The organism is Rhodococcus sp. MS13, assembly GCF_013277835.1.
Classification (GTDB): Bacteria; Actinomycetota; Actinomycetes; order Mycobacteriales; family Mycobacteriaceae; genus Rhodococcus_F; species Rhodococcus_F erythropolis.
The window spans coordinates 75410-99502 of sequence record NZ_VBTL01000004.1; the positions used below are offsets into that span (position 1 = coordinate 75410).

Annotated in this window: 24 protein-coding genes, 4 tRNA genes and 1 riboswitch; of the genes, 12 read left to right on the forward strand and 16 right to left on the reverse strand. The window is 61.6% G+C overall.

Annotation, left to right across the window (positions count from 1 at the left end):
- Window positions 1-41 precede the first annotated feature (41 nt).
- A complete protein-coding gene (locus tag FEZ59_RS08655) occupies window positions 42-932 on the forward strand; it encodes a universal stress protein (protein WP_019745056.1) in 891 nt (296 codons plus the stop codon).
- Between the two features lie 54 nt (window positions 933-986).
- On the opposite strand, the gene FEZ59_RS08660 is transcribed toward FEZ59_RS08655, so the two are convergent.
- A complete protein-coding gene (locus FEZ59_RS08660; RefSeq protein WP_021332129.1) occupies window positions 987-1727 on the reverse strand; it encodes a VIT family protein in 741 nt (246 codons plus the stop codon).
- A gap of 130 nt (window positions 1728-1857) precedes the next feature.
- Between FEZ59_RS08660 and FEZ59_RS08665 the strand changes: the two genes are divergently transcribed.
- Entirely contained in the window at window positions 1858-2616 is a 759-nt protein-coding gene (locus FEZ59_RS08665; protein ID WP_021332128.1) for an SDR family oxidoreductase, read from the forward strand.
- Between the two features lie 3 nt (window positions 2617-2619).
- Here the strand turns inward: FEZ59_RS08665 and FEZ59_RS08670 are convergent, their stop codons facing one another.
- The 10 genes from FEZ59_RS08670 to FEZ59_RS08715 all read right to left on the reverse strand — a co-directional run bounded on the left by FEZ59_RS08670 (window position 2620) and on the right by FEZ59_RS08715 (window position 12245).
- Window positions 2620-3258 carry a TetR family transcriptional regulator gene (locus tag FEZ59_RS08670; RefSeq protein ID WP_020723603.1) on the reverse strand — a complete coding sequence of 213 codons (639 nt, stop codon included), beginning with the start codon at window positions 3256-3258 and terminating at the stop codon, window positions 2620-2622.
- A 108-nt stretch (window positions 3259-3366) separates the two neighbouring features.
- The gene (gene ftsW / locus FEZ59_RS08675; RefSeq protein ID WP_042952802.1) at window positions 3367-4743 is read right to left on the reverse strand and encodes a putative lipid II flippase FtsW; all 1377 of its coding nucleotides are present in this window, start codon (window positions 4741-4743) and stop codon (window positions 3367-3369) included.
- Window positions 4744-4967: 224 nt separating this feature from the next.
- Window positions 4968-6329 carry an MFS transporter gene (locus FEZ59_RS08680; RefSeq protein ID WP_164840885.1) on the reverse strand — a complete coding sequence of 454 codons (1362 nt, stop codon included), beginning with the start codon at window positions 6327-6329 and terminating at the stop codon, window positions 4968-4970.
- A gap of 69 nt (window positions 6330-6398) precedes the next feature.
- Window positions 6399-7793 (reverse strand): NtaA/DmoA family FMN-dependent monooxygenase, encoded by a 1395-nt coding sequence (locus FEZ59_RS08685; protein ID WP_134999844.1) that lies wholly within the window; start codon window positions 7791-7793, stop codon window positions 6399-6401.
- A gap of 29 nt (window positions 7794-7822) precedes the next feature.
- Entirely contained in the window at window positions 7823-8902 is a 1080-nt protein-coding gene (locus tag FEZ59_RS08690; RefSeq protein ID WP_134999845.1) for an LLM class flavin-dependent oxidoreductase, read from the reverse strand.
- 4 nt (window positions 8903-8906) lie between these two features.
- Window positions 8907-9002: riboswitch (SAM riboswitch) on the reverse strand.
- Between the two features lie 179 nt (window positions 9003-9181).
- Complete coding sequence (locus tag FEZ59_RS08695) at window positions 9182-10810, reverse strand: ABC transporter substrate-binding protein (RefSeq protein ID WP_019745064.1); 1629 nt, start codon at window positions 10808-10810, stop codon at window positions 9182-9184.
- 241 nt (window positions 10811-11051) lie between these two features.
- Window positions 11052-11128: transfer RNA gene (locus FEZ59_RS08700), tRNA-Phe, on the reverse strand.
- A gap of 70 nt (window positions 11129-11198) precedes the next feature.
- A tRNA-Asp gene (locus FEZ59_RS08705) sits at window positions 11199-11272 on the reverse strand.
- Window positions 11273-11407: 135 nt separating this feature from the next.
- A tRNA-Glu gene (locus FEZ59_RS08710) sits at window positions 11408-11480 on the reverse strand.
- Between the two features lie 111 nt (window positions 11481-11591).
- Window positions 11592-12245, reverse strand: a complete 654-nt coding sequence (locus FEZ59_RS08715; RefSeq protein WP_019745065.1) for a TetR family transcriptional regulator — start codon at window positions 12243-12245, stop codon at window positions 11592-11594.
- Between the two features lie 406 nt (window positions 12246-12651).
- On the opposite strand from FEZ59_RS08715, the gene FEZ59_RS08720 reads away from it, so the two are divergent.
- The 3 genes from FEZ59_RS08720 to FEZ59_RS08730 all read left to right on the forward strand — a co-directional run bounded on the left by FEZ59_RS08720 (window position 12652) and on the right by FEZ59_RS08730 (window position 14616).
- Entirely contained in the window at window positions 12652-13143 is a 492-nt protein-coding gene (locus FEZ59_RS08720; RefSeq protein ID WP_021345391.1) for a MarR family transcriptional regulator, read from the forward strand.
- Complete coding sequence (locus FEZ59_RS08725; protein ID WP_134999846.1) at window positions 13140-14531, forward strand: MFS transporter; 1392 nt, start codon at window positions 13140-13142, stop codon at window positions 14529-14531. Before FEZ59_RS08720 ends, FEZ59_RS08725 begins: the two co-directional genes overlap by 4 nt.
- 12 nt (window positions 14532-14543) lie before the next feature.
- Window positions 14544-14616 (forward strand) — tRNA-Lys (locus FEZ59_RS08730).
- Between the two features lie 88 nt (window positions 14617-14704).
- Here FEZ59_RS08730 and FEZ59_RS08735 read toward each other — a convergent pair.
- Together FEZ59_RS08735 and FEZ59_RS08740 are read right to left on the reverse strand one after the other, a co-directional pair.
- Window positions 14705-15556, reverse strand: a complete 852-nt coding sequence (locus FEZ59_RS08735; protein ID WP_134999847.1) for an alpha/beta fold hydrolase — start codon at window positions 15554-15556, stop codon at window positions 14705-14707.
- Window positions 15557-15618: 62 nt separating this feature from the next.
- Window positions 15619-15885: a hypothetical protein gene (locus FEZ59_RS08740; RefSeq protein WP_134999848.1), complete on the reverse strand. Its 267-nt coding sequence runs from the start codon at window positions 15883-15885 to the stop codon at window positions 15619-15621.
- 425 nt (window positions 15886-16310) lie between these two features.
- Between FEZ59_RS08740 and FEZ59_RS08745 the strand changes: the two genes are divergently transcribed.
- A complete protein-coding gene (locus FEZ59_RS08745; protein WP_046379179.1) occupies window positions 16311-16982 on the forward strand; it encodes a hypothetical protein in 672 nt (223 codons plus the stop codon).
- Window positions 16982-18175 carry a PrsW family intramembrane metalloprotease gene (locus tag FEZ59_RS08750; protein ID WP_134999849.1) on the forward strand — a complete coding sequence of 398 codons (1194 nt, stop codon included), beginning with the start codon at window positions 16982-16984 and terminating at the stop codon, window positions 18173-18175. Before FEZ59_RS08745 ends, FEZ59_RS08750 begins: the two co-directional genes overlap by 1 nt.
- A gap of 94 nt (window positions 18176-18269) precedes the next feature.
- Here the strand turns inward: FEZ59_RS08750 and FEZ59_RS08755 are convergent, their stop codons facing one another.
- Window positions 18270-18812, reverse strand: a complete 543-nt coding sequence (locus tag FEZ59_RS08755; RefSeq protein WP_029256113.1) for a TetR family transcriptional regulator — start codon at window positions 18810-18812, stop codon at window positions 18270-18272.
- A 120-nt stretch (window positions 18813-18932) separates the two neighbouring features.
- On the opposite strand from FEZ59_RS08755, the gene FEZ59_RS08760 reads away from it, so the two are divergent.
- The 3 genes from FEZ59_RS08760 (at window position 18933) to FEZ59_RS08770 (ending at window position 21808) form a co-directional block, all read left to right on the forward strand.
- A complete protein-coding gene (locus FEZ59_RS08760; protein ID WP_019745072.1) occupies window positions 18933-19406 on the forward strand; it encodes a DUF4334 domain-containing protein in 474 nt (157 codons plus the stop codon).
- A gap of 29 nt (window positions 19407-19435) precedes the next feature.
- A complete protein-coding gene (locus FEZ59_RS08765; RefSeq protein ID WP_031333781.1) occupies window positions 19436-20524 on the forward strand; it encodes an NAD(P)-dependent alcohol dehydrogenase in 1089 nt (362 codons plus the stop codon).
- Between the two features lie 84 nt (window positions 20525-20608).
- A complete protein-coding gene (locus FEZ59_RS08770) occupies window positions 20609-21808 on the forward strand; it encodes a low temperature requirement protein A (RefSeq protein WP_080572253.1) in 1200 nt (399 codons plus the stop codon).
- A 1-nt stretch (window position 21809) separates the two neighbouring features.
- Here FEZ59_RS08770 and FEZ59_RS08775 read toward each other — a convergent pair whose 3' ends face one another.
- The gene (locus FEZ59_RS08775; protein ID WP_020908915.1) at window positions 21810-22394 is read right to left on the reverse strand and encodes a hypothetical protein; all 585 of its coding nucleotides are present in this window, start codon (window positions 22392-22394) and stop codon (window positions 21810-21812) included.
- A 45-nt stretch (window positions 22395-22439) separates the two neighbouring features.
- A complete protein-coding gene (locus tag FEZ59_RS08780) occupies window positions 22440-22817 on the reverse strand; it encodes an MmcQ/YjbR family DNA-binding protein (protein WP_007733864.1) in 378 nt (125 codons plus the stop codon).
- A gap of 99 nt (window positions 22818-22916) precedes the next feature.
- Here FEZ59_RS08780 and FEZ59_RS08785 point away from each other — a divergent pair, with 99 nt between their 5' ends.
- The gene (locus FEZ59_RS08785) at window positions 22917-23363 is read left to right on the forward strand and encodes a hypothetical protein (protein ID WP_134999850.1); all 447 of its coding nucleotides are present in this window, start codon (window positions 22917-22919) and stop codon (window positions 23361-23363) included.
- Between the two features lie 99 nt (window positions 23364-23462).
- Window positions 23463-24053, forward strand: a complete 591-nt coding sequence (locus tag FEZ59_RS08790; RefSeq protein WP_029256116.1) for a DUF937 domain-containing protein — start codon at window positions 23463-23465, stop codon at window positions 24051-24053.
- Window positions 24054-24093 lie beyond the last annotated feature (40 nt).

Genomic DNA, 24093 nt, shown 5'->3' on the forward strand with positions numbered 1-24093 from the left:
GCAACCAGTCGACCGATCTCGATCATTTCAGAGGAGTAGACATGAACACACTTGCAGGACACCAGGACGTCGTCGCCGGTATCGACGGATCCGAGGCCTCGACGGCGGCGGCCCGGTGGGCAGCCTCGGTCGCGAACGCGGTGAACTCACGACTGATTCTGGCGCATGCCCTGCCGCAGGAGGGCCCGATCTACAGTCCCGCTGCAGTGATGTTGCAGTCGCAGTTCCTCAGCCAGATCCGCGAAGACGGCGAAGCGATCATCGATGCCGCCGCCGCGGTGATTTCAGCTGAATTCCCGGAACTGACCATCGAATCCGAGATCGCACCGGGCCCGGCGTCGACGCACATCCTCGAATCCTCGGGTACCGCACGCCTGATCGTGATGGGGTCGACCGGATCCGGTGCACTGCGCTCGCGGCTGCTCGGATCGACCGCACTGAAGGTGGCAAATCACGCAACCTGTCCGGTCACTGTCTGGCGTGGTTCGGCGGAGAATCCCGGTCCGGATCAACGTCCCGTCATCGTCGGAGTCGACGGAAGTGCGTTGAGCAAGAAGGCCGTCGAGTACGCGTTTCGTTATGCCGATCAGTTCGACGCGCCGCTTATCGCGGTCCACACCTGGCAGGGCTCGTCCACCTTCCGCGAAGGCGGAGCGGGAATCCTCATCGACTGGGAGGCCGTCGAGCAGGAGGAATCGGCACTGCTGGCAGAGAACCTGGCCGGCATGGCCGATCAGTACCCTGACGTGCCGGTCACCCGCATCAGTGAACCCGGCGCCGCCGCCCCCGTCATGCTCAAGTACGCCGACGACGCGCAGTTGATAGTTGTCGGAAGCCATGGCCGCAGTGCGATGGCCGCCGCCGTGATGGGCTCGACCAGCCAGAATCTGCTGCACCATGCACCAGGGCCGGTTATGATCTGTCGCGCCTGAATTGCTGTGCGCCTTTATTAACCCCCCGCGGTTAATAAAGGCGCACAGCAGGGGTCAGGCGAGGCCCGTGCCCACCAGCTGACCTACTCCGTACGTCACAGCCATCGCGAGCGCGCCGCCGATCACCACTCTCAGCACCGCTCTGGTCTTGCGGGCTCCGCCGAGCGCCGCGCTGATCGTCCCCGTCAGTGCAAGTGCGATCAGCACTGCAAAGAAGGCGATGGGGACGCGGATACCCGTCGGCGGCAACAGAATTGCGACCAACGGGATCGCCGCACCGATCGTGAACGAGATTGCCGACGAAATCGCCGCATGCCATGGATTGGTGAGATCGTCCGGGTCGATACCCAATTCGACTTCGACGTGTGCCGCAAAAGCATCGTGCTCGGTCAATTCTTCGGCGACGCGGCGGGCCGTCTCCGGACTCAATCCCTTGTTCTCGTAGATCTCGGTCAGTTCCTGGAGTTCCGCCTCCGGTGTCTCGAGGAGTTCCTTCTTCTCCTTCTGCAGGAGTGCGCGTTCGGTGTCTCGCTGAGCGCTGACCGAGACGTACTCACCCAACGCCATGGACACAGCACCGGCAACCAGACCAGCGAAACCGGCCGTGAAGATCGCGGAGCGCTCGGTTGTGGCTGCCGCGACACCGACCACGAGGCCTGCGGTCGAGACGATTCCGTCGTTTGCCCCCAGAACACCTGCACGCAGCCAATTCAGGCGATTGTTCAAACTCGGTGCGTGAGGTTCCGATTCCCCACCGGGCGCCCCGTCGGTCAACTGCACACTGTCTCCGGACATGGCAACAGATTAGGACGATCAGTCCGGTTGCGATAGCAATCTGAGCCTGTCCTTCGCGTACTGATATATTCCCAGACAGAACCCAACCAAGCATTTGCTAGGTTATGAACGGCACACCTCTGGAGGCATTGTGAGCGCAGCACGCACCGCTTTTGTCAGCGGCGGAACCGGTGGAATCGGGTCGGCGATCGCCCTGACTCTCGCCGAACGCGGGCACGACGTCGCCTTCACCTACCGAAATAACAAGGACGCTGCCGAGCAACTGAGCGAGCAGATTCGAGCGCATGGCGTGCTCGTCCACTCGTATTCTCTCGACTTGACCGACGAGCTGTCGATCAGCGCCGCCGTCCGCGATGCGGTCAGTGATCTGGGCGCATTGACGACCCTCGTCCACGCTGCGGGACCGCACGTCCCGATGACACACCTCTCGCGCGTGACGCCGGCGTTCTTCACCGAACAACTGAACCAGGAAGCCGCGGCGTTCTTCACACTCGTCCACACCGCCCTGCCTGCGCTGCGTGCATCTTCGGGTTCGGTGGTAGCGGTGACAACCGCGGCAACGGATCGTTTTCCCGTGCGCGACGGACTCTCCGCAGGCACCAAAGGGGCTGTCGAACAACTTGTTCGCGGATTCGCCGCAGAGGAAGGACGCTACGGCGTTCGGTTCAACGCGGTAGGACCAGGCATGTTGACGGACGGAATGGCGGAGCGACTGATCAACTCCGCCGAACTCGACCAGAGCGCACTCGACGTGACAATGAGCCGAATTCCGTTGAAGCGCTTCGGATCAGCTGCCGACATCGCCGAAGCAGTATGTTTCCTCGCAAGCGACGCGGCCGGATTCATCAGCGGTCAAAAGCTCAACGTCGACGGCGGCTACACCGTCTGAGCGCTATCCACCCAACTTGCGAAAGACCAGTCGCACGGCAAGTTCGAGGTGCGCCATCACCTCGTCCGTCGTCATCCGGCCGGCAACCCACGAGACCAGACTCGACATCCAGACGTCGTCGATGACCTTCACCGCATCCATCTGCTGTTGCGAGACTTCCTCGACGCCGATCGCCTTCGCGAACATCTCGGTCACGACCCCACCGAGCGCGTTGAGTTCCGGAGTCGCCGACGCGTCCGCGAACATGTACGCCCGGACCAACGCTTCGTAACGGAGGTGATCGGTCTCGAGGACCTCCGTATTCTTGCGCAGCACAAACAGAATCCGGTCCGACGGAGTCTCCCCCGGGATTACAAAGTCTTGGAATCTGTCACGCAAACCCTCGAACATCCACAACAATGCGACGACAAGCATGTGGTTCTTGGACGGGAAATACCGGTAAACAGTGCCGATCGCGACGCCGGCGCGATCGGCCACCGATCGCATCTGCACCGCGTCGTAGCCGCCTTCGGAGGCGGATTCCATTGCGGCGTCGACAATCCGGCGAAAACGCGCTCGTTGCGACGGCGTCGTACGACGTCCGGTCACCGAGCTACGTTCGACCACCGACTGGTCTGCCTTGTCGCCACCTGCCATGTCCACAACCCTAATTAGACGTCGTTTTGCCGACTCCCAATGTAGCCGCCCAACGCAATCGTCGGGTGCATGACTGCCCGCTTCCGAGCTGGCCGCCAGTAGGACTGGCCGAGATCAGGAAGCGCGCCGCGGCCGATCGGATCGGCCGCGTCTACGTGGATCTTCCGACCAGTCGCGCGACGGTGCGCGTCGGCCCGGCGCTTGAGTCCGGCGCCTGTCGGGTTGCGGCGCCCGTCGCTCCGGTCGGCGTTGACCAGTAGGGGTCGGCTGGGCGCGGCGAGCAGGCGGCCGACGTCGGTCAGTCTGTGGCTTCTTGGCAATGCCGAACCGAGGCTTGCCGAAGACCAGCGGAATCCAACCGCGACCGCTGCTCTCGGCCGAGGCGACAGCCTCGGGCTCACGGAAGGCTGCGTGCGCGATGAGCCCGAACATCAGCAAGGTGGTGATCATCGACGTTCCGCCCGCCGAGATGAGCGGTAGTTGCAGACCGGTCACCGGAATCAGGCCAACGACGTAGGCGATGTTGATGAACGCCTGCACGACGATCAACGTCGTTGCCGTCGCCGTCATGACCTTGAGGAACGGATCGGTGGACCGCTTCGCGATTCGCAGTCCGACGATCAGAACCGCGGCGAAGAGAGCAACGACGATCAGCGCACCGACCAGACCCAATTCTTCACCGATCACGGCAAAAATGAAGTCGTTGTGCGCCTGCGGGAGATAGCTCCATTTGGCGTCGGACTGCCCCAGACCGCGACCGAAGATGCCGCCGTTAGCCAATGCGTACTTGGCCTGAGTGCTCTGGAAGTTCAAGCCTTGCGGGTCGAGATCAGGATTGAGGAAAGCCTTGATGCGATCCGAGCGGTAACCAGCAGTAAGCCCGAGCACGAGAAATGCGACTGCGGAACCGAGCGTGAGGCTGATGAACGTCTTCATCCGGAACAGCCCGAACCACAGCACCGACATGAAGATGATGCCGATGGTGATCGTGGTTCCGAGGTCCTTCTCCAACACCACCAGAACCAGAACCAGCAGCGTCGTACCGCCGATCACCGGCAGCGCACGGTTGACATCCATCCGCGCGTTCATGAACGACGCAACCGTCGCCGCGGACCAGATCGCCAGAGCAAGTTTGGCCAGCTCCGACGGCTGGAAGGAAATACCCGCGATCACAAACCAGCTGCGAGCACCCATCTGTTCCGAGCCGATACCTGGAATCAGCACCAGGACAAGCAGAACAAGACACAGGATCAGCAGCCATGGTGAGGCTCTACGCATCGTTTCGGTCGGCAACCGCACGACCGCCACGAACATCACCAAACCGATCGCTGCGAACATGCACTGCGGCCAGAAGCGGGCGTAGGACGTCCCGGACAGAACATAGGATTCGACGCCCGAAGACGACAGCACCATCAGCAGTCCGAACGCGACGATCAGCACGACCAGACCGACGATCATATGGAAATCGAACAGTGGCCGATTCGTCCACATCGCCGTTCGAGCGCGGAAGGGTGTCGATGTGCGGTCACGTTTGTCCGACGATCCACGGGGTGAGTTAACTGGCTCTCCACTCCCGCGACCGTTGGGCTTGTCTTCACTGCGACCGGTCACCACACAAGTATCGTCCCACGACTCCTAACCCATGGGTAACACAAGTCCCATGAGTCACACGGGCTCGGCCTCCCGAGGTCCATGTAGACCCACGAAATACCAGGTCACGTCCTTCGCCGGCGTCGGTCTGCCACCGCTCCCGCCAACGAGAGCGTCAACATGACCACGCAGACGGCAAGCGCGATCCCGAACGCACGTCCGTATCCGTCGGGCGACGATCCGAGCACACCGAGATACAACCCCGATACCGCGGCCAGCGAGATGGTCGCTGACAGGCGCTGAGACAGTTGAAGGAAACCCGCCGCAACACCGTTCGCGCCCGGCGGTGCATATTCGAGAGTCAGCACCCGATTGGGCGCGTCGACCAAACCGCTGGCAACTCCCGACAACACCGCCAGGACCACCAGCACCGGGATCAGATGTTCCCGCGGAATCAGATTGACCGCTGCGATGTAGCCGAGGATGACAAGGATCTCGCCGACTATGGCAAAAACCACCGCACTTCGGCCGAACCTGGCAACCAGCCGCCATCCGAAAGCCGACGTCAATGCCATCGCGAGTGAGCTACCGGTCATGATCAACGCCGCACTCAGCGGGGCGAAGCCCAAACCCTCGATCAGATAGAGGCTGAGCACCGCGTTGACGGCGAGGATGGATCCGAACCAGAAGAGTGCAACCGTCGTACCCAACCGGAAGCCCCGTGAGGCGATCAACGACGGAAGCAGTACCGGCGTCCCGCCGCGCTCGGCGTACCGACGTTCCCAGAACCAGAAGGCAACGGCAGCGCCGAACGCACCGATCAGGAAAGCCGCAGCCACAGTGACACTGGTTCGGGTCACGATGGGCCACAACAGGAGCCCGGTCGTAGTCGCCAGCAGACACAGCCCAACCGGATCGATCGATGCGCCCGATCGGGTAGTTCGATCACGGCGCAGAAAGCGAAACGCCAAAATCAGAGTGATCACGGCAAACGGCACGTTGAGAACGAGAAGCAACCGCCATCCGAAGTCGGCGTCGGAATACTTCAGCAGAACGCCACCGAGGATCGGTCCGGAAACGCCGGCCAGACCACCCGCGGTGCTGTACGCGCCTAACGCCTTCGCCCGAGCCTTTCCGGACACCCGGTCGGTGATGATGCCGAGCACCTGCGAACTGATGGTGCCTGCGCCGATCCCCTGCCCAAGACGAGCCAACACGATCATCGACGGATCCGACGCACATGCTCCGAGGATTCCCATCACAGCGAAAATGCTCAGCCCCGCCAAGAACAAGCGTCGACGCCCGACGACGTCACCGAGTCGGCCCGCCGGCACAAGGGCCAAGCCGAAAGTCAGCGAATAGCTCGCAAGGATCCACTGCACCTCGGAGGTCGACGCGCCCAGCGACGCCCGGATCGACGGAACCCCGATTCCGAGCACCGCCGAATCGAGAAGGGTGGTGAAGCCCGCGGCTACGCAGACGATGATCTCCCAGCGGACGGCCGAATCGAGCTTGGTGGATTCGGCCGCCGCTGTGACCGTGTGGGACAGGACCCGTTACCCCGCAGCTTCAGACGCGGCCCGACGCGTGAGCGGCGGTCGCAACCCCAAGTGCTCTCGCAGCGTCGACGTGGAGTACTCGGTGCGGTACGCCCCACGCTCCTGCAGTTCCGGGATCAACCAGTCCACGATCTCGTCGAGGCCGGTCGGCACCAGGTACGGCGAGATGTTGAAGCCGTCCGAAGCTCCGTTGCGCACCCAATGGACCAACTGATCTGCCACCTGCCCCGGAGTGCCCGCAAAACCCGAACGCTGCGAGGTCTCGATGGCGACCTGACGTAGGGACAGATTCTTTGCCTCGGCGAGAGCCCGCCATTCACGTGCAATCGCAATGGGGTCGTTGCCGTCTCGTGCGGAACCGCGCGTCTCGGACACCGGGCGGGCAACCGGATCTTCCTCCGGTAGTGGACCGTCCGGGTCTCGGTCGGAAAGGTCCTTCCCCCACACCAATCCGACAAGGGACAGTGCGGTTTGGCCGGTGAACTGACCTTCGAGGACCCACCGCGCCTTCTCTTCGACCTCGGACTCGTTCTCCGCCAACACGATCTGCGTGCTGGGCAGGATCTTGACGTCGTCCTCCGGTCGCTCGACGCTACGCAGCCGAGCCCGAATGTCGTCGGCGAAGTCGAGCGCGCCGTCGAAATGCGTCCCGTGTCGCGAGAAGATGACGTCGGCGTGCGTCGCCGCGAAATCGCGTCCAGTCGGCGAATCGCCCGCTTGAAAGATGACCGGATGTCCCTGTCTGCTGCGGGGAAGCGTCGGCGTCACGGTGATGTCGAACTGCGAAGTCTGGCGGCGTACGTCGCTCACGGCTCCCGGAGTCGACCAGTTCTCGGACGTGCGAGAGTCCGAGATCGCGTCGTCGGCCCACGAATCCCACAGTGCCCGTGCAGTTTCGATGAACTGCCCGGCACGCTCGTAACGCAGGGCGTGGTCGAGGAAACCACCGCGACGGAAATTCTCTCCCGTCCAAGCGTTGTCAGTGGTGACCGCGTTCCAGCCGGCCCGTCCGTCGGAAAGTAGATCGAGGCCGGAGAGTCGACGGGCGAGGTCGGCCGGTTCGTTGTACGTGGTGTTCTGTGTCGCGACCAACCCGATCTTGTCGGTGATACCGGCGAGGGCGGCCAACTGCGCAATGGCGTCGGGGCGGCCGGCGATATCCAGATCGAGAATCTTGCCGTTCTGCTCGCGAAGACGAAGGCCCTCACCGAGGAAGAAGGCGTCGAACAGACCTCGCTCGGCGGTGAGTACCAACCGCCGAAACGTCTCGAAGTCGATCTGGGATCCGCTCGAGGAATCGGACCAGATGGTGGTGTGGTTGACCCCTTGGAAGAAGACGCCGAAGTGAACGTGTGCGTCGGGTCGAGGTACGGCGGAGCGTGATGCAGTCATAGCCGAAATGTCCTTAGCGCGAAGTCAAGTCAGGAGGAGTGGACGAATCGATTTGCGGGCCGCTGCAGGCCGAGGTTGCCCCTCAGAGTCGATCCCGGAACCGGGCGTCGCGCCAATCCGGACTTCGACAGCGCCGGAAGCACGAATTTGGCCAGCACCGGAAGGTCCTCGTCGATCACGAGAGCGTGGAAATGAACACCGTCGAGGTGTCCGGCCAATTCCTTCAGAACCACGGCCGCTTCCCCCGGATCTGCAGCCAGGAGCAGTCGGCCAGTGACGACGGCATTCCCGTACGAGTTCAGCTCGATCAACCGCTGCGCCGCAGACAGATTCGGCGTATCGAATGCCACATCGACCTCGGCGACCACCAATGACGCGCCCTCATCGCGCGCCTTGGCAGCCGACTGTGCAATGGCCTCCACCGAATCACCGGAAACGAGAACAACATCGGCCTGGTGTGGTTCGATGGCGCCGTAGCGGCCGAACACCACCAACTGGCCTTGCGGCGGCCGCGGAACGATTGACGGCCCCTTCACCGAGAAGGTGTCGCCCTCGAAATTGACGTAATGCAGACGATCACGCTCGAGGAAACGCCCACTGAGATAGTCACGGACGACGGCGTCGTCCTCCCACGAATCCCAGAGATCTGTCACGACGGTAACCGAATCCCGCTGCTCCTGCTGACGCGCCGACTCCGTCGTTACCGGAGCCCTCCCCCACGCCCTCGCCGCGGCATCGTCTTCGACCGGAACAGCAAGCCAGCCGCCACGCCCACGCGAGGAGTAGTCCAATGTCGCCAATTGCGAAGAGGTGTGGAACGGTTCGGCGTACGTGGTCCCGACGACGGGGACCAGTCCGATCGTGCTGGTCGTCGCCGCCACGTATGACGCCCTGGAGACGGCATCGATGCGGCCGACAACGTCACCACTCGGAGGGAGGATGGAATCGTCGAACGTCGCGAAGGTGAAGCCCGCATTCTCGGCAGCCGCGACGCGATCGCGCACAGCCTTACCCGTGAGCAACTGATCCGGGCGATGTGAGCTTCGGCGCCAGGCAGCGGGGTGAGTGCCCTCGCCGTCCAGTTCGATACCCACGGCAAATACAGTCATGTGTCCTCCATCGGTCCTGGCGGTAGCACCCACACTGCGGTTAGGTAGCGGGTTGCTGCGGCATCATCGAGCCAGGTCTCTCAGCCACTCTGGATGGTGGATGCAATCTATGCGGGCGACGCTGAACAAGTCAAATCGCGCTTGACGAATCATATTGACCTACAACATATTTCAATACAATCATCCTGATCGAAAGGGTTGCGCAACGCTAGCCGACGTAGACACGAAAGAGCCCCGCCCGACTCGCGTCGGACGGGGCTCTCGGTGTGCGCTGGAACGCTACTTCGCGCCCATCCATGCCTGATCGAACAGCATGATGCCGGTTGCAGTCGGAACCACACCGTGCACGTTCTTCTGCCAAGCCCAGAACGACGTGAGCCCGCCGATCGGCGCCGACGGAACCGTCTCGTTCCACAGCGTCTGAATCTTGCCGATGATCGCCAGGGTCGACGAATTATCCTTGGCTTGTTGTAGATCTGCGATCAGCTGATCCATCGCCGGGTTCGCATATCCAGCAGTATTCGCCATCGAGGTGCTGTTGGTCGTGGAGAACAATCCGAGATCGAGTATCGACTCGTACATTCCGATGCCCGCGTGCGCGAGGTCGAAATCGTGCTTGACGTAGACGTTCTGCACGATGTCGCCGGCGTTGTTGGCCAAGATCAAGTTCACCTCGAACCCGACGGCCTGCAACAGTGACTGCACGGCGAGGCCGATCGCGTGGTCCTTGGGCTCACTGAGCACGACGTAGTCGAGAGTGCCGTCGTATCCGTCTGCCTTCGCCTGATTCAGAAGCTCCTTGGCCTTTTCGGGGTCGTAGGCAATACCCGGTGTGTCTACGTGCCATTGCGACGTCGGACCGAACAACTCCGAGCCAGGCAGTCCCTCACCGTTTTCCACGCGCTGATCGATCAACGTGGTGTCCAGCGCGTAGCCGATAGCCTGGCGAACGCGAACATCCGAGCCCGGTCGGCCTTCACGATTGTTGACAATCTCGGCACTACCGGCGTTGAGCACGTCGATGTAGCCGGGGTAACCAGCGGACTTGGCGGAATTGATCGCCGAAGTAAGGCCGCGAATGTAGGCAACATCGAGCTGACCGCTGTTCAATGATTCGAGATTGGCCTGCGGACCGTTGAGTGCAACCATCCGCAGTTTGTCCAGCTTGGGAGCACCGCCGTAGTAGGACGGGTTGGCCTTGAAGATTCGCTCGACGCTCGGCGTGAAGAGATCTTCGGTGAAGGGTCCGGCACCCACGGCGGTGAACTTGTCGCCTTGCTGCGAACTCGGGGCGACGATCATCCCGTGCCCGAGAGCGAGCATCGACGGAAAGCGCATCCACGGCGTCTTCAGCTTGAAGTCGACCGTCGTGGGACCGCTTGCCTGCGCCGATTCCACCGAAGCCAGCCACAACTCGGCGCCATTGCCCTTGCCCGCGTTGTACCGATCGATGCTTGCAATCACGGCGTTGGCGTCGAGCGCGGAACCGTCGCTGAACTTCACACCGTCGCGAAGTTTCAACGTCCACGTGCTTCCGTCATCGCTGGTATCGAGCGATTCAGCCAACTTGGGCTCGAACTCGCCGCTCGCAGTGTCGTAACTCATCAGGACGTCGTACACCGCAGCAAAGGCCTCACCGCCGGAACCGCCGCGCGCTGCCGTCTTGGTCGGGTCAAGTGAGGGAACGAGAACCTGCACGCCGTACGTCATGGTCCCGCCGGCGACCGCGTCGCCTGGGTCCGGTTGCTCGTTGACCATGCCGGTCACGACGTCCCCCGACGTATTCGTCGTATCGGTTCCGCTGTCGTCACCGTTGCTCGCGCAGCCCACCAACAGAACCCCGGTACCGAGCAATGCGACGGCGACCCGGCTGACTTTCCCGATGCGCCAAGATCTCGAGTGCGACACGGAGATTCCACCTCACTTCCAGTAGACGCAGCCACGGATCGGCCGCAATCGGCTAATAGTGATGTCCTCCGTGGAGTGACGCCCAGCACGTTCCCGGTGACCGGAAACATTCACGGAGACAAAGGATGCGCACAACTGAGATGATCAGGCCGAGTGGTTGACGGCGACTGACATCCGAGCACGAAAAAGCTCCAACCTTATGTTCGAAGAACATGAGATTGGAGCTTGTCGATAAGAATTATGGTGGCCAGGGCCGGGATCGAACCGGCGACCTTCCGCTTTTCAGGCGGACGCTCGTACCAACTGAGCTACCTGGCCGGACGGCACCCGAACCGAATGCCTATCGCATTGCTTTGTTCTCAACCAATTGATTGAGAACAAAGCTTTGCGACCCTGACGGGACTCGAACCCGCGACCTCCGCCGTGACAGGGCGGCGCGCTAACCAACTGCGCCACAGGGCCTTGCTTTTTCCTTGCTGTGAAACCGTACTACATCTTCGAGCCGCTCCCAAACCACTGTCCTGGCCTGGCATTTGTGCATCTCAAAGCGTGTCGTGCGGGTCAAACCATACTGCATCGTTTCGCTTTCGCAAAACGTACCCCCTACGGGATTCGAACCCGCGCTACCGCCTTGAAAGGGCGGCGTCCTAGGCCGCTAGACGAAGGGGGCCCGCCGGATCTCTCCGAACTAGTACCCCAACGGCGTTCCGTTGGGAGCTTGGATAGCTTATGGCACAGCGTTCGGAAATCACAAATCGCCTGGTCATGGGCGAAAAATGGACTATTCCGCGTCGGGGAACTCCACTTGTGGCCAGCCGTCGCGATGAAACTTCTCCAACCACTCCGGCGTGGCCATGGCTTCGAGCACCACTTCGAGGGACTCCTCGAACCACACACCCAGATCACCACTCGAGGCAATCAGGTCCGCCATGTACCGCTGGCCGGCAAGGCTCGCTGCCAGTACGCGCGTGAATTTCTCCGGGTCCACGTCTTCGCGGAGCAAACCGTCGTCCTTGGCGCGCAATGCCAACTCGTAGGCGGTCTTTCCCCAGACCTGCCCGCCACCCGATTGCACATCCTTGTAGAACTCCGGCTCGATGATCAGCCGGAATTCCGCCTGCACGATTACCTCGGTACGGAAGACCTCGGCAATGTCGAGCACAAGCCCGTGCAAAGCGACGAATGGATCGAGGTCTGTTCTCTTGGCCCAACGATCAGTGATTCCAGTGAAGGTTTCGATAGCCGAGGTCAGAACCGCTCGCGCCAACTCTTCCTTGGACTGGAAATGGAAATACATGGCGCCTTTGGTGGCGCGGGAGCCCTCGAGGATCGTGTTCACCGACGCAGCTGCATAGCCGCGCTTGGCGAATTCGACTGCAGCCGCTTCGACCAGGGCGGCGCGGGTACGCCGCGCACGCTCTTGTTGACGTGCCATTTACGGTGTTGTGCCTCTCGCAGAGTTGGTACGCAGAATCGCCGTGATCGGCGCCTGTCATCCCCCGAAACCTCACAATATCCCCTCCAACACACCCTACGTAAGGACTAGAGCGATACCCGCCAAAAGTACTAGAGGCAATCGGCTGTTCGGGGGACAACAACCGACTTTATGCCCAAAAGACACCAAGTGGTATGGTTTCGGCCGCTCGGGTGCGCTGCAGGGGGGTGCGCATCCGAGCTTTTTCGTGTCCGAGATTCCGATAATCCGACCTCGCAGACGGAACTGCTTCGCCGACGGATGAACGGCAAACCCAAGGTTTTAAACAACTAATGCGATTGTTTATTCCCCAGTTTTTGTCGAAACCGTGCTGGCAGCATCGAAATAACACAGTTAGACTGTCTAAATGAACGATGGCGAAGGTCGCAGCAAGACTCGGGACGAGATCGACGTACTTTGGGACGATCTGGGTGCCTTCGTCCGGCGTCTCCGCACCAAACGCCACGACCACAAACTCACGCCGAGCCAGATCCAAGCTCTCGGCCACCTCGACCGACAAGGTCCGTTGACCGCAAAAGAGTTGGCGAAATTCGAGCGCGTCACACCGCAATCCATCGCAAAGACCGTGGCCGCGCTCGAGGAACAGGGCATGGTGACGCGAAGGGCGGATCCATCGGACGGCCGCGCGGCCTTGGTCACGATGACCGAACTAGGCACGTCGACCCTTCACGAAGACCGAACGAAACGCACGCAGTGGCTGGCCGAGGTCATCGACGCCGAGTGCACCGAAGCCGAGCGTGACTTGCTTCTGATCGCCGGCCGAATCCTGCGCAGACTAGGCCAGGGCGCGTCCCCAGCATCGACATCGATATCAGAGGAGTCACTGATGAACCCGTGACCGCCGTCGTCGAAACGTCGACACCCCAAGCCTCCGTTCCCCTGAAACTGAGTCTTGCTCTCGGTTCGGGAACCGTTCTTCAGGCACTGAACTCGTCGATGATTGCGGTGGCAATCGTCCCGATCGCCACATACTTCGGTTCCAGTTCGGGCACAGCGTGGGTCATCTCGGCTCTCTACATCGCGACTGCAGTCACGGCACCGGCGGCGGGGCGACTCGGATCGATCCTCGGCGCCAAACGCGTCTATCTGGCGGGATTGGGTCTGATCGCTGCCGGATCGATCCTCGGCTCGCTCGCCCCGTCGCTGGGTTGGCTTATCGCGGCGCGAATTCTGCTCGGAATCGGCACGGCGACACAGTATCCGAATGCGATGACCGTCATCCGCGAATACGCTGACCGTCACCGGGCTCAAACCCGTTCAGCTATAGCAACACTCACCATTTGCGCTCAATCGGTCGTCGCGCTGGGGCCTACTCTCGGCGGGTTGCTGGTCGGCACACTCGGTTGGCAGTCGATCATGTGGGTGAACCTCCCGCTTGTCGTCGTCACTGCCATATGGGTCTTCTTCGCCGCTCCGAGCGCCTCCGCCCTGCCCGACCGGGCCGGCGCCGCTGCGTTGTTCAAGTCTCTCGACCCACTCGGTATCACGCTGTTCCTGGCCCTGACGACGTCGACGATGCTTTTTCTCCTGTCTCTCGCCGAGCACGCGAAGTGGTATCTCGTCCCGTCGACCGCACTCTTCGCGTTCCTGTTCGTCTGGTGGGAACGTCGAACCGCCTCGGCGTTCATCGACGTCCGTGCCGTCGCCCGAAACCGCGCACTGAGCATGACTCTCGGCCGGACCCTGCTGACTTACACAGCGTTCTACTGCATCTTCTTCGGACTCCCCCAGTGGCTACAGGTAGCCCGCGGAATGTCACCGATCAGCGCCGGGCTCTTCATGCTGCCCGTCGCTGCGGTCGGGATCTTCGCGACCATGTCCGCGTCCAGGGTGTACGGGAAATTCGGCGCACGAATCACCCTCCTGATCGGCACCGCCGCGTTGGCTGTCGGCGGGATTCTGATCGCCTTTGTCGAATCCAGTTCGACTCCCCTTGTGGCACTCCTGCTGATAGCGGCGATCCTGGGCATCCCCAACGGCTTCAACAACATGGGAAACCAGAACCTGATCAACTCGGTGACCACCTCCGCCGACGTCGGGACCGCGATCGGCCTGTACCGAACAATCCAGTACATCGGCGCCAACCTTGCGGCCGTCGTCATCGAGCTGACCATGCGCGGAACCATCGACGACCCGGGTCTGCATCGCACGGGCGGGACCATCGCCGTCATCGGAATCGCCCTTCTGGTGGGGGTGGTGTTTTCACGGACTCTGCGGTCCCGTTAGACTCTGCGCCGCGCCCCTATAGCTCAGTTGGTAGAGCTACGGACTTTTAATCCGCAGGTCGTAGGTTCGAGTCCTACTGGGGGCACAAACACAGACCCGGCGCCTCATTCGGAGGCGCCGGGTCTTGTGCGTTCATGCCACATCAATTCGTGCCACATCAATGCATCAGCAGGTCATCGAAGCAGGAACTCGAGGGTCACGCGCTCGAATGCCTCCTTGGCTTCGATCATCACCCAGTGCCCGCAGTTCGGGAATACATGCAGTTCGGCGTTCGGAATCAGTCGCATCGGAATCATCGGCATGTCCGGTGGACACTGCCTGTCGTCGAGCCCCCATGTCAGCAAGGTCGGGCATTGCACCTTGTGCATCATCGACCAGTACGGCGGCACATCCGAGTTGGACATCATCTGCTGCTGAGCGGCAAAGGCTTTGGATCCGTACATCGCGGTCAATGCCTGGTGCGAGGCCGGATCGTTGGCCGTTTCCCATCGTTCCTCGATCCGCGCCTCGGTGACGACGGTCTTGTCGTACACCATGCATTCGAGCCATCGAACCAACTTCTCACGGCTGGGAGCGTCGGCGAAGTCCTGCAGGAGACGGGTACCTTCACTTGGATTCTGACTGAAGATGTTCGGGCCGACGCCACCGATGGTGACCAGCCTGCAGACACGCTCCGGGAACCTCATCGCGACGTTGACGCCGACTACCCCACCCATCGAATTGCCGATCATCGCAGCCGATTCGATTCCCAGCGCGTCCATGAATCGGATCACCGACGACGCTGCCGTGATCACCGGATGGCCGTCGACGGGATCGCTCACGCCGAAACCCGGGAACTCGAGGATGTAGCAGTGGAAATGCTTCGCGAATACCTCGAGGTTCCCCCGATAGTTCCGCCAACCACTCACACCGATCCCTGAGCCGTGCAACAGGATCAACGGCGGACCATCGCCCGCCTCGTGAAAGCGCAAAGTCCCCTTGTCGGTAGCGACTTCGCGTTTGGTCCCCTCATAGGTCACGTCCATCACGCAAGATTAGAACGTGTTACAGATTCAGGACGGCTGATTGCGGAACTTCGCAACCACCGTCAGAAGCATCCCCCGCTACCTCGACGCCCACTGCGATTCGTGGACTTCTGCTCGCTCGGTTTCGACTTCCCCGGCCCAGCCTTCACACATCGGTTGGGGCGCCGCACTTGCTCGAAGTGTCCGGCGCTCACAACATGACCGGCCACACTCACCCGGACAGACGTGTCTGCGCGGGCGGTTCCGACTTCCGCCGAACCCAACGCCAACGCGAATGCAGCCACCAGCACCAGGGCTACCTTCTTCGAGATCTTCATTGGCACGGCCACTGAGACACGGTTCCACTCCAGATACTGAACAGGTGCGCGCGCCGAAGGAACACGCTGAGTGTCGACGATATTCAGTACGGGTGGCCGGCCGCGATCCTTTAGCTCACCAGTATCTGAACAGTCGACAACAAAAGTTTGGGCGGCACGTCAACATCCCGAGGGCGTCAACGAGCCAACGACCAAGCTACGCACCAATACTGAGAATCACGTAAACATCGTGCAGACGCCGGGGCCGGCGCCTTTCGAAAATCCCCCAAAGCGATGTCCAGGTTCACGTCCTGCCTGAATCGTTCTGTTTGGTACTTTTACCCCCTGAGGCGCACTCCTCAGATTCGCTGTCGACCCAGCACAAACGGCGTGCAGTACAAATCGGATACTGCGGCCCGCGAACGCCTTACCAAGCACTCACGAAAGCCCGGGCAAACATGACCGAAACGGAAACCACAGTGCGGGACGACCCGCCGCGGACGCCATTCGAACCCGAGGATCGCTGGGTTCCCGTCGACCGTAGATGGTTCGGCCTGGACCGAGCGACCATCATCCCGGCAGCGATAGTGCTGGCCGTTGCGATAGTCATGAGCATCCTCATCCCGGCCGTCAACAACTCTGTCGCCTACGACGACGAAGTCGTGGCCGGGGATGTCATGGAACTCAAAGACGGCATCACCTTCGTTCCCGCCGTCGGCTGGGGAATCACAGACGGGGTCCGCGAAACTGATGCTCCCGTCTCCGGTTCGTTCCCGCAGCGCGCAACTCTGGTGAACAGCGGTGCACTGTTCACCGTCTACACGGCACCCTTCGCCGGTGACGCGAACGCTCTACTCGAACAGATCAAGAAGACCTCGGACGCCCTGGCAACAGCAGAGTCTTTGCGCGTCAGCGGCGACTCTTCCTCGATCACCACGGCGAGCGGCATTCGTGGTGTCATCACCAGCTACTCGAACTCGACTGCCGACGGCGTGATCGCAGCATTTGTCGTCGACGGAAAAGGCATCGAAGTTGTCTCCACCGGGCCGAGCGATGTGGCTCCGACCATCACGGACGACATTGCTCACATGATCGTGAGCATCAGCCACCGAGCCGGAGAGGGTTCCTGATGAGCACTCCCACAACACAACCCGCAAACGATCTCCTCACCCGCGCCGGTGCGATCGAGAACTCCGGTTGGGGTAGGTCGTTCACGTTCTACCAGCCGCGCAACGCCGCTTTCTGGGTTTACCTCGCTTTGGTGGTGAGCGGCGCCTTCAAATTCTTCTCGCTGCTGTCGTCGTCCGCCGGCGCTTACGGAGAAGCCATCGCGCTTTCGCTGGTGCTGTTCGGTGTGTACGGCGCCATCTTCTGGTGGTTCACGCAGCACATCGACAGGTACGCGCGCCAACCGGTCAAACTGATCGTCGTTGCGTTCCTGTGGGGCAGCTTCGCCGCTACATGGGTGATGGCCGCAAACGCCAACGACGCCATCTTGTCCTTGTACGCCAAGACATTCGGACAGGCGTGGGCATCGGACTGGGGCCCCGGCCTGACAGCTCCGTTCACCGAAGAAATCGCCAAGGGCATCGGGTTGCTCCTGCTCATCGCACTGGCATCTCGATTGGTGCGCACCGCATTCGACGGATTCATCCTCGGCGCCTTCATCGGACTCGGCTTCCAGATCTTCGAAGACGTTCTGTACGCCTTGAACTCGGCCGCGTCGCAGTTCGGAGCCGATCCGGTCGGCGCTGCGATGCCGACGATCATCCTCCGCATGGTATTCGGAGTGGCCGCACACACTCTGTACAGTGCGATCTTCGGTGCCGGACTCGTCTATCTACTGGGACGGCCGGCGGAACCGCGTCGTGTGGGGCGCGGACTCGCGCTGATGGCGACCGCGATGCTGCTCCACGGCCTGTGGGATTCCGCCGGTGCCTTGACACAAGGCAAGAATGCACTCCTCTTTCCGCTCTTCTTTGTCATGGTCGCCGCCGCATTGACCCTCGTGGTCCGCGTGTTTCGAATGACGGTTCCACGTGAACGCCAGTTCCTGAGCGACATCCTGACACCGGAAGTCGGCCGTGGTGTCATCACGGACGAAGAATTCGTCGCTCTGTGCGGCGACCACAAGGCACGCAGGGCTTTCCGCAAATCTGCAGGCGGACACGCGGCCCGTAAACGCGCCGAATACGTCCTCGAAGCCGCGGCAGACCTCGCCGACGCTCTGGCAGACTCCCACGGAACCAACACCGGCCGAGTCGAATTCGCTCGATCCGAGGTAAGTCGTATCAGGAGTGGTCAGCCGTCGGTCAAGCTCTGACCCGCTCCGAACTGGAATTCGACGCCGCGTCCCCTCGTGCGAGAGCACAAGGGAACGCGGCGTTGGCCATTGATCACGTTGCACATCCGGTTCGTCACGTCGCGATCAACCGCTGAACCGCCCCGACCGCAGCCTCGCGACGCTGAGCGACGGGACGGGACGACTTGAGCGCGAACATCCGGGCGATGTCGGTGATCAACAGAATCAACTCCGCGGGATTCCACTCGGGGTCGATGTGTCCCTCGAGTTGACCTTTGCGAATCTCGGCTACCTTCGGCCGGAACGTCTTGCTTCGTATGTCGTCCTCGCTCATGACGTCCGGTGCTTCGAGATCCGCCCATTGCTGCAATCGAGCGTTCTCGGGATGCGCTACGTAGTTGTCGAAGAGTCGACCTGCATACCCCGGCAGATCATCACCTCGTAGCGCTGTCTCCGCTGTGGTTTCGGACGTCCATTGCTCAGTGACGGCAGAAAACAACTCTTCCTTGCTCGCGAAGTACGCGTAGAGACGGTCCTTGCTGGCACGCGCTTGCGCGGCGATCCGATTGATCCGCGCGCCGGCCAGGCCGTACGTCGCAAATTCGTCCTTTGCGGCCGCCAGAATGCGGTCTCTCGTGGCTTCCCCTGCTGAGCGCATGTTCACAGCCTAGAACGAATCGACCGTTGCCGAACCATCCGGTTCGGCGTAGCGTGCAGAGTTGACGAACAATTTGGTTCGCGAACTTCGGCCAACTCACCCGCCGACGCAAGGAGAGACATGAATCTCGATGACGCTCGAACCGCATTCACCCGGCTCCGTGGATCGGAAAGTGGTGTTTCACCAGCAGAACTCGACGAAGTGTGGGCCGCGCTGGAAACCGTCGCCGCCGAAGAAATCCTCGGCGAATGGAAGGGCGACGACTTCGCCACCGGTCATCGTCTGCACGAAAAACTGTTCGCGAGCCGCTGGTACGGCAAGACTTTCAATTCCGTCGAGGATGCAAAGCCGTTGATCTGCCGAGACGAAGACGGCAACCTCTACTCCGACGTCAAGAGCGGCAATGGCGAGGCAAGCCTGTGGAACATCGAGTTTCGTGGCGAAGTCACGGCGACGATGGTCTACGACGGCGCGCCGATCTTCGACCACTTCAAGAAAGTCGACGATTCGACGCTCATGGGCATCATGAACGGAAAATCGGCGTTGGTTCTCGACGGCGGACAGCACTACTACTTCCTGCTCGAGCGAGCGTGATTCGCGCCGAACAGAATTCGACGTCCGCCATGCAGATGACAGCGGCGCTCTCACACGGCCCGCACTCCCCCTTCACCCTCGACACCGTCGAGATCGACGAACCCCGCGCAGACGAGATCCTGGTTCGCATCGTCGCGACAGGCCTGTGCCACACGGATCTGTTCACGAAGACGGTGCTACCGGAAAAGCTCGGGCCCTGCGTGTTCGGACACGAAGGCGCCGGCGTCGTGCAAGCCGTTGGCTCGTCGATCGACAACATCGCGGCTGGTGATCACGTATTGCTGAGCTACCGCAGTTGCGGTGTATGCAGGCAATGTCTCAGCGGCCATCGGGCGTACTGCGAAAGCTCACACGGGCTCAACAGCTCTGGCGCACGCACCGACGGCTCGACGCCGGTCCGGCGAAACGGAACTCCGATACGGTCCGCATTCTTCGGCCAGTCCAGCTTCGCGGAATACGTCATCGCCTCTGCCGACAACACCGTCGTCGTCGATCCTGCGGTGGACCTGACCGTCGCGGCTCCGCTCGGCTGCGGGTTTCAAACCGGCGCGGGTGCCGTGCTGAATCTACTTCGCCCCGAGCCCGACTCGACGTTTGTCGTTTTCGGGGCAGGCAGCGTCGGACTCGCAGCGCTGCTGGCGGCGAGGGCTGCCGGCGTTTCCACCCTGGTCGCCGTGGACCCCGTTGCGCAGCGGCGCGAACTCGCCGAGGAATTCGGCGCCGTCACTGTCGATCCCTCGAATGAAGATGCGCTCGACGCGGTCCGCGCCGCCACCGACGGAGGTTCGACGCATTCCCTCGACACCACCGGAATCGGCTCCGTGATCAATCAAGCCGTCACATCACTTCGAGCACGGGGAACACTGGCGGTAGTCGGACTCGGAGCATCCACGGTCGAGGTGAACATGGCCGACATCATGCTGAGCGGAAAGACAATTCGAGGATGCATCGAAGGAGAGTCGGAAGTCTCGACGTTCATCCCCGAACTCGTCGAACTCTTCACTGGTGGCCGGTTTCCGATCGACCGCTTGGTGACGCGCTACGCATTCGCCGACATCAACAAAGCCGTCGAAGATCAAGCGTCGGGGCGCGTCATCAAACCCGTTCTCGTGTGGTGAGGGGCGAAATGTCTCATTCGTCGACCCGACGGAATTCGCCCTAGACTGCGCTCCTGCACTAGACGTCGGAGCAAGGTGGGGACGATGACAGAACACACCAGTACAGGCGCGGGCCACGGCCGGGCCGTTATGCCGATCATCCGGATGCGCGCACGCAGCCGCGACGAGAACCATCGCGCATCGACGCCACTCGAACTGTTCTTCGACCTGTGTTTCGTGGTTGCGGCCGCACAGGCCGGAGTTCAACTGGTGCATGCTGTTGCCGAGGGCCACTACGTCGACGGCATCGCCGGTTATATGTTCGTCTTCTTCGCGCTTTGGTGGGCGTGGGTGAACTTCACCTGGTTCGCGTCTGCCTACGACACGGACGACGTCCCCTACCGGATCGCGACCTTCGTACAGATTTGTGGCGTGCTCGTCTTCGCCGCCGGAATCCCCGATGCGTTCGACGGAACCGACCGTACGACGGCCATCGTCGGCTACCTCATCATGCGAATTGCGCTCACCTGCCAATGGCTTCGAGCCGCCAGCGGTGAATCCGGTGCAGCGCGAACCACTGCTTTGCAATATGCCGCCGGGCTCGTGATCGTCCAGGCCGGCTGGATCGTGCTGCTCCTGATGCCGGCGTCGGCGTGGATTCCGGGCTTCTTCGTTCTCATGATCGCCGAACTCGCCGTGCCGGCAATCGCCGAGCGCAACCACCAGACGCCGTGGCACCCGCAACACATCGCCGAACGCTACGGCCTCTTCACCATCATCATGCTCGGCGAAACCATTGCTGCCGCCACCATCGCGGTCCAATCCGGCATTCGTGATTTCGACGCCGCCGACCTATTGATTCCGATTGCTGTCGGCGGAGTTCTGATCGTGTTCTCCGCGTTGTGGATCTACTTCGCCGTCCCGATCCACGAGTACCTCGCAGACCAGGGCAATCGCGCCGTCCTGTTGTGGGGATACGGGCACTACTTCGTATTCGGATCCGCTGCGGCCATCGGCGCCGGCATCGAAGTAGCCGTCGAGGAAGCAGTTGGCGAGGCGCACATTTCGACGTTCGCAGCATCTGCCGCGGTCACGATCCCCGCCGCGATGTTCCTGATCTTCGTGTGGCTCATGCACTCACGACACTTCAAGCGTGACAGGATCGAGCAGGCTGTTCTACCGGTGAGCGCAATCCTGGTTCTCGCCTGCACATTTGCCGGACACTGGGCGGTCCCGCTCGCCGGACTGGTGGCGGCGGGAACCGTCGGAGTCGGTGTCGGCCTGAGTACTCGGTCGAAGAGCTGACTCAGATTTCCGGGGCTGGAGCCTCGCCCTTACTCTGCGGCTCGTGTTGCTTGAGCTCACCGCGCATCTTGTCGAGATCCTTGCCACGCTTTTTGTACATATAGCCGAGCGCAACAAGACCCAGGAACAACGCAACGCCCAGGACTGCACCGACAACGGAGGCTCCGCGGAAACCGGGGCCGTCGACGTCGAGGATCCGCTCGCCCGCATGCGCTGCATTGTTGTTGCCGAGAACAACTGTCAGAGAGAGAAGATTCGGCAGCGCGAAGATCACACCCAACGCGAGAGCCGTGATCTGGATGATTCGAGCATGCTTGCGCTTGCGCACCTGCCAGACCGCTCGGAAGAAGATGAGCGGGACCAGGGTGCAGACGAGACCGAACAGCAGTCCCCACGCGATTCCGGCGCTGAAGCTGCCGTTCGCCAACGACGCAATTCGCTGCGCCCACCAACGCGGAAGGAAGGCGGCAAGGATGAAGTAAGCGATGACCAGGACCACCGCCATCACTGCGATCCCGATGGCCTTCTTCGCCCACGGCGGCATGCCCGGTTTTGCGGTGGCCGGTGAAGTTTCCGGTGTCGTCATGACAAATCCTCGTCTAGTCGGCGTCTGTACTGACGAATCTATCCGTTACGGGCGTTCCTCATCCGCATCGAGAACGATCCGGGCAAGCCGCTTCGGAGCAACGAGGGTGAACGAGGTGTAGATCCACTCCTCCAGTTGCGACCATTTCTCCTCGGAAACGTCGGTGCCGATGTCGAGCGCAACCCACCCGTGTCGACCGAGACCGTAGCCGGCAGCGCTTGCACCTGGTTCGGTGGCCACCACCGCTTCGGCTTCCTCCTTGCTCAACTTGACGGTCAAGGAGGTGGCTTCGACGTTGCAGAACACGAAGTTCTTGCCGCGGACCCGGAAGGTCGGGTGACCGTCCCACGCTTCGATGTCGACGCGCTCAGCCTCCGGCAGGGACAACGAGATCTCTTCGAGTCGACGCATGTTGTCGGGCATGGAGACGATTCTGCACGCTCGATACCGAGCTTGACACCCGCGACACAGCTAGGCTCGGCGACGACCGCGTTACCGAACTCCGAACACAGGGAGAGTGGCATGCGCACGTTAGTTCATCTGGTTCTGCTCATTTGTGGAATCGCCGTTGCCGTCGGCTCGTTCATGTACGTACTGGCCGGGGTCAAACCCAACAACATTCGCCTCGAGGACCTGCGGGACGGTTTTCCGGCCGGGTGGGCAATCGAGCAACTCGGCGATCAGTCCGTGACCTTCTACCGTTCGATGGCGATACTTCTGCTCGCTGCAGCCGTATTGATTCTGATCGCCGCTTTGTTCGGTTCTCGTATTTCAGCGTGGATCGGAATCATCTTGGGATTGGGAACTCTGGGCACGTTCTACTACCGAGTGAACGATCAATTCGACAATGTCATCAGGGAAAACTACTCCACGATCCTGACAAATCAGACAGGATTCATCTTGACGGCCGGCGGACTGATTCTCGCTCTCCTAGCGTGTCTGGTCCCCCGCGAGAAGACCCGAGCCTGACCGCTCGGCAACCGGAGGGTTACCGTCGACGCCGACATTCACTAGTGTCTGCAACAGCCGGGTACTGACGAGTAGTACCCCAGAAGAGGTAGGGCATCAATGGCATCGCTTGACGACCTTCTATCCCAGATCCCCATCGACCAGATCGCGCAGCAACTCGGCGTGGACCAGGCAACTGCCGAATCGGCGGTCAAGACTGCACTTCCGACCCTCGTCGGTGGCCTCGGCGCCAACGCTCAGGATCCCGCAGGCGCAGCCTCACTCGAAAGTGCGCTGCAGTCGCACGCCGACACCAGCCTTCTCGACGACGGCGTCGACATCAGCAAAGTCGACACCGCTGACGGTCAGAAGATCGTCTCGAACATCTTCGGCGGCAACACCGATCAGGTCGCCAGCGCACTGGGCGGTGTCGGTGGCGGCGGTGGAAACGATCTGGTGAAGCAGTTGCTGCCGATCCTCGCTCCCATCGTCCTGGCCTACCTCGCCAAGCAGTTCACCGGTGGCGGCGCCGGCGCGCAGACCCAGGCCTCCGGTGGCGGCGGGCTCGGGGATCTCCTCGGCGGAATTCTCGGCGGTGGCGGCAATTCCGGCGGCGGCATCGGCGGCGCACTCGGCGGCATCCTGGGTGGATCCAGTGGCGGCGGCCTCGGTGACCTGCTCGGCGGCCTCCTCGGCGGCGGCAAGAAGTAAGACGCTCGACAGATTCGCACTGCGGCGATCCCGTTCGGGG